Source organism: Mycobacterium sp., assembly GCF_049280035.1.
Taxonomy (GTDB): Bacteria; Actinomycetota; Actinomycetes; order Mycobacteriales; family Mycobacteriaceae; genus Mycobacterium.
In genome coordinates this window covers 1-5,395 of sequence record NZ_JBAPPI010000215.1, presented here as the reverse complement: position 1 = coordinate 5,395, position 5,395 = coordinate 1, and the positions used below count along the sequence as shown (strand labels likewise).

The following is a 5,395-nucleotide window of genomic DNA, read 5'->3' as shown; positions in this document are numbered from 1 at the left end:
CCGCTATTCCAAGACGCGACCATGGGCGCCCTGCCGACACTTCGTGCTGCCAGCGACCCGCAGGTGCTCGGCGGCCAGTACTTCGGACCCGACGGCTTCGCGCAAACGCGCGGCTACCCAAAGGTGGTGGGATCCAGCCGCAAGTCCCACGACGTCGACCGGCAGCGCCGGCTGTGGGCAGTCTCCGAGGAGCTGACCAGGGTGGTTTATCCCGTCGGCTGATTCGGCTCAGGGCAGGTCGAGCAACTGCTCGTAGAAACCGCCGAAGCCGCGGGCCGAGTCGTTCAGATGGATCTCGAGAATCCAATGGCAGACAAGGCCATTGGGATCCTTGCGCCGCATCGGCTTGTCCGACCCCGCCGTGATGTACCACTCGACGCCGGTGCCGACGATCTTCTTGTGCGGAAACTCCCCGAGCAGATGGCCGGCGATGGGGCTGCCGAACTCGAAACCCTCGGCGTGGGCCAGCCCGACGACGTAGTCGTACAACTCGGCGCCGGTGATATCGGGATGACTTTCGAAATGGTCGCGCCCGGCCCGCCACACCCGTGGTAAGGCATCGCGGATAGCCAGCTTGTCCGGGTCATCGCTCAGCACGAACGTGCGGCCGAAGTCGGCCTCCCACTCCTCGAAGATCGGACCCAGGTCCAAGAACACGATGTCGCCGTCGGCGACCACCCGATCCGGCGGGTGCTCCCGAAAAGGCTGCAGGGTGTTTTCCCCGGCGCGCACAATCCGCCGATGCCAGTGGCCCGTCACGCCGAGCAGCTGGGCGGCCAGGTCGCGGATCTCGTCGGACAACTCCTGCTCACCGACGCCCGGGCGGATCATTTCGCGGCGCTCGATCTCGTCGAACAATTGCGCCGCTTTATCCTGGGCATCAAGAAGCCTTTCCGCGCGGACGTTTTCGTCGGCGATCGGCTTCGGCACAGCACCGATGCTAAGACACAACCGAAACCCCCAATGGAGCACTAATGTCGCTCGTGGTGCCGCCCTATCCCGAGCCCCGCTACCTCCAGGACGAGCCGGAAGTCAGCGCTTGGTTGAGGCGTAGCCCTGAATCAGGAGGGGCGCCGCCGGACTACGAGAGCTACGGCGTCAAGTACCACTACTTGGCCAATCAGCAAGCCACCGGCGGTGATTATGGTCTGTATCGCGTCGACATCGCTCCGGCCGGAGGCGGGCCCGGTCCGCACTTTCACCGGGCCATGTCCGAGGCTTTCTTCGTGCTGTCCGGCACGATGAAGCTCTACGACGGTAACGACTGGACCGACGGCCACCCGCACGACTTCCTCTACATCCCGCCCGGCGGCATCCACGGTTTTCGCAACGAGGCCGATGAACCCGCGGCAGTCTTGATGCTGTTCGCTCCGGGCGCGCCGCGGGAGGCTTACTTCGAGGGCTTCAGCGCGTTGGCCGACATGACCGATGACGAACGCCGGGAGTGGTTCATCCGCCACGACAACTTCTTCGTGTAGCCGCCTTCAGTCCCACTGCGCAAAGTAGGGACGCGCCGGCTTGCTTTTCTCGACAAGAATGAACACCACGCCCCACGGGTCGACGAACCATGTCGTGCGGACCCGCGCTACGTCGGCAATGCCGTCGACCAGAAAGCGCACCCCTCTGGCCTCGAGCTCAGCCCTTGTCACGTCGAGGTCCTCGCAGATCAGCCCGACGTGCGACAAACCGTGGTCGGTTAACGCCGCGGTGCTTCGCTGATCGCCGCCGACGACACCGAGGTACTCAATCACTTCGAGGACCCGATCGCCGTCGTCATCAAACCCGACGATGGCCGCTTTCATGGTGGGATCGGACACCAGCTCGCCCATATCGTCGCGGATCGCGTCGCCGGCCATCACGTACGGTGGCGACAGCACCCGCATGCCCAACACGTCTCGGTAGAACGCCACCGCCGCTTCGCAGTCGGGCACGCAAACCCCGGTGTGGGCCAGTCCGATAATCACGATCTGACAATAGGCCTGCCGTCGACGCGCCGCTGTCCTGGGAAGATGCGGGCCCCGATGTGCTTGTCCTAGACTGCATCTCGACCAGTTAGGAGTCTTAAGGGTGCGGGCTAGTGAAGCGCCCAGCACCCGGGCTTTGCGGGGCTGGCAGCGGCGAGCCTTGGTGCGGTACCTAACCGCCAAGCCGCGTGATTTCTTGCTGGTCGCTACCCCCGGCGCTGGCAAGACAGCGTTTGCTCTGCGGATCGCCACCGAGCTGCTGGCCGATCGCAGCGTCGACACGATCACCGTGGTGGTGCCCACCGAGCACCTCAAGACGCAGTGGGCGCTGGCGGCCGCTGCCGACGGCATCGCGCTGGATCCCAAATTCCGCAACGCCGCCGCGCATACCTCGGCGGAGTACCACGGCATCGTCGTCACCTACGCCCAGGTGGCCAGCCATCCCGCCCGGCATCGGGTGCGCACCGAGAGCAGGCGCACCCTGGTGATCTTCGACGAGATCCATCACGGCGGGGACACCAAGAGCTGGGGTGAGAGCATCCGCGAGGCTTTCGGCGACGCCACCCGGCGACTGGCGTTGACCGGCACACCTTTCCGCAGTGACGATGCCGCGATCCCGTTCGTCCGCTACGAGCCCGACGGCAACGGCGTGCTGCGCTCGGCGGCCGATCACAGCTACGGCTACGCCGACGCGCTGGCCGACGGCGTGGTGCGTCCCGTGGTGTTCCTGGCTTACTCCGGTGAGACCCGCTGGCGCGACAGCGCGGGTGCCGAGTACGCCGCGCGGCTCGGCGAGCCGGCCAGCACCGAGCACACCGCCCGCGCGTGGCGCACCGCACTGGATCCGGCCGGCGAGTGGATGCCCGCGGTGATCTCCGCCGCCGATACCCGACTGCAGCAATTGCGCGACGGCGGAGTGCCCGACGCCGGCGGCATGATCATCGCATCGGATCAGAAGGCCGCCCGCGCCTATGCCCTTCTGCTGGAACGGATTACCGGCGAGGCGCCAACCGTCGTCGTTTCCGACGACCGTGGCTCGTCAGATCGCATCGCGAAGTTCTCCGCGGGCACCAGCCACTGGCTGGTTGCCGTGCGGATGGTGTCCGAGGGTGTCGACGTGCCGCGGCTGGCCGTGGGCGTGTATGCCACCAGCGCGTCGACCCCGCTGTATTTCGCCCAGGCGATCGGCCGCTTCGTCCGGGCGCGGCGGCCGGGCGAGACCGCGAGCATCTTTCTGCCGTCGGTGCAGTCGCTGCTGCAGCTGGCCAGCGAGCTTGAGGCGCAACGCAATCACGTGCTCGGCCGGCCACACCGGGAGGACGACGACCTGGCTGCCGCGCAGCGTCGCCAGACTGAGCCATCCGAAACCGAGAACGGGTTCATGTCGTTGGGCGCCGACGCGGAACTGGACCAGGTGATTTTCGACGGCTCGTCGTTCGGCACCGCCACCCCCGCAGGTAGCGACGAAGAAGCCGACTATTTGGGTCTACCCGGCCTGTTGGACGCCAACCAGATGCGAGAGTTGTTGCTGCGCCGCCAAGTTGAGCAACTAGACCGTCGCACCCGCGACGGCGCCGCCATGGCCGAACCGGTCACCCGACACGGGCAACTGCGCGACCTGCGCCGCGAGCTCAACTCCCTGGTGTCGGTGGCACACCATCGAACGGGCAAGCCGCATGGGTGGATTCACAACGAGCTGCGGCGCCTCTGCGGCGGCCCGCCGATGGCCGCGGCCAGCTCCGACCAGCTTAGGGCCCGTATCGAAGCGGTGCGCGGATTGACCGCCTAGCGCCGAACGTGCAACCACGGCGATAAATCACCGGCCAAAATTTCGCCCTCAGTACACGTTCGGCGAAAATCAGCGGATCGCCCACATGCTGTCGTCCACCCACGGCGAGGCTTCCGCCGCGACCGCCCAGACCTGGTTTTCCGGGACATCGATCAGCGGATAGCGCTTGATGCCAGCGGCGGTGGCCGCCACCAGGGTGGCCACCCCAGACCGGCGTTGCAGCGGCGACTGCCGCACGGTCCAGCCGATGATGCCCGCCGTGGCCAAGCAGTCGCGGCGGCGTTCCAGGCTGCCGGCACGCATCACCAGCCAGTGGCTGTCGACTCGGTGCCCAAGTGCGCTCACCCGGTCGGCGGCCAGCAACGCACACCACGCCGTGACCGCCACCCACGCCGTCCACAACCACGCGGGCACCGCCGAAATCCCAACCAGCACAGTCACTACCGCCAGCGCCACACCGGTCAGCAGCGGAACCCCCAATGCGCGCGTCCACCGCCGCGCCGCTGCCCGACTGCCGTGACCACGCAGCGGCCCGGCGACGACCCAGGCGTTTTCGGGGCCCCCGACCAGCCCGGTCAACACCGCTTCCGCGGTGGAAACCGGACACGGCGGCAGCAGCACCGAAGACTCGCCTGCGCCATGCACACCGGTCATCACCGCATCCAGCCGGGCGCCGCCGAAGACGCGCACCAGCAGCGGCTGCCGCAGCGTCCCGCCGCGCAGCCTGCTCATGTCATAGGTGTGTTCACGCAGCCGCAGCAGACCGTGCCGCAAGTGCAGGACGTCGCCCCGGCGCAGCAGCACCAGGTTGCCGTAGACGAGCAGTGACCGCAGCACCGCCAGCAGCACCGAAGCGACCAGCACCACCGCCGCGATCACTGCGACGGTGGCTGCCACACCCAGCCGCTCGGCCGCCGCCAGCCCCGACGCAACCAACCGCGAATGCTGCAGCGGCCCAACGAATCCACTCTGATATACCACGCCCGCGGCGGCAGCCATGGTCAGCAGCCCGGAAAGACTCAACGGCGCATATCGCAACCACGACGGCTGCCAGCGCGCCACCACCGAGCTCGACGCCGCGGGCTCCGAGGTCGGCGCATCGCCCGACTGTGGTGATTCGGCCAGCAGTATGGCCCGTAGTCGCGGCACCTGGTCGACCCTGACAGCGTTGAGCTCGAAGCCGCCAGAACCGTGCTCGCCGCCGCTACCTTGGCCGGTGCTCACCCGCAGCACGGCCAGCCCCATCAGCCGGTGCAGCAACCGCGCATCGGTTTGCACCGATCGAATCCGGTTGCGCGGCACCGACAAAACCTTGCGATTCAGTAGGCCGGCCCGCAGTTGCACTTGGCCGGATTCGGGGTCGGAGTCGATGCGGTAGCTGGTAGTGAACCAGCGCGCCACGCCCACCACAGCGCTGAGCGCAAGCACCGCCACCGTCCAGGACTGGTTGCCGGTGGTCGACCCGAGCACCAGTCCCCCGATCAATAACGGCAGCTCGCGCAGCAATTCGTGCACCGGATGTACCAGCAGCATCCTGGGACTTAGCCGCTGCCAAGCGGTTTGGGGCCGCTGCACCGGCGCGGTCATATAGCGCCGCTCTCCCCCGCAAGCGGGTGGGGGTACCCCCAGCCGCGCAGCGGCG

The 5,395-nt window shown here is 67.4% G+C and carries 5 protein-coding genes and 1 pseudogene; 3 read left to right on the top strand and 3 right to left on the bottom strand.

Features of this window, described 5'->3' with window-relative positions; genetic code table 11:
* A pseudogene (locus tag WAN71_RS07155) lies at nucleotides 1-222 on the top strand (short-chain dehydrogenase); the annotation flags it as partial.
* A 6-nt stretch (nucleotides 223-228) separates the two neighbouring features.
* Here the strand turns inward: WAN71_RS07155 and WAN71_RS07150 are convergent.
* Nucleotides 229-930: a M24 family metallopeptidase gene (locus WAN71_RS07150; protein WP_422224666.1), complete on the bottom strand. Its 702-nt coding sequence runs from the start codon at nucleotides 928-930 to the stop codon at nucleotides 229-231.
* A 44-nt stretch (nucleotides 931-974) separates the two neighbouring features.
* Between WAN71_RS07150 and WAN71_RS07145 the strand changes: the two genes are divergently transcribed.
* Nucleotides 975-1,478: a cupin domain-containing protein gene (locus tag WAN71_RS07145; RefSeq protein WP_422224665.1), complete on the top strand. Its 504-nt coding sequence runs from the start codon at nucleotides 975-977 to the stop codon at nucleotides 1,476-1,478.
* Nucleotides 1,479-1,484: 6 nt separating this feature from the next.
* On the opposite strand, the gene WAN71_RS07140 is transcribed toward WAN71_RS07145, so the two are convergent.
* Nucleotides 1,485-1,964 (bottom strand): VOC family protein, encoded by a 480-nt coding sequence (locus tag WAN71_RS07140; protein WP_422224664.1) that lies wholly within the window; start codon nucleotides 1,962-1,964, stop codon nucleotides 1,485-1,487.
* Between the two features lie 103 nt (nucleotides 1,965-2,067).
* Between WAN71_RS07140 and WAN71_RS07135 the strand changes: the two genes are divergently transcribed.
* Nucleotides 2,068-3,753, top strand: a complete 1,686-nt coding sequence (locus tag WAN71_RS07135; RefSeq protein ID WP_422224663.1) for a DEAD/DEAH box helicase — start codon at nucleotides 2,068-2,070, stop codon at nucleotides 3,751-3,753.
* Nucleotides 3,754-3,822: 69 nt separating this feature from the next.
* Here WAN71_RS07135 and WAN71_RS07130 read toward each other — a convergent pair whose 3' ends face one another.
* On the bottom strand, nucleotides 3,823-5,340 hold the full coding sequence (locus WAN71_RS07130) for a PH domain-containing protein (RefSeq protein WP_422224667.1): 1,518 nt from the start codon (nucleotides 5,338-5,340) through the stop codon (nucleotides 3,823-3,825).
* Between the last annotated feature and the right edge of the window lie 55 nt (nucleotides 5,341-5,395).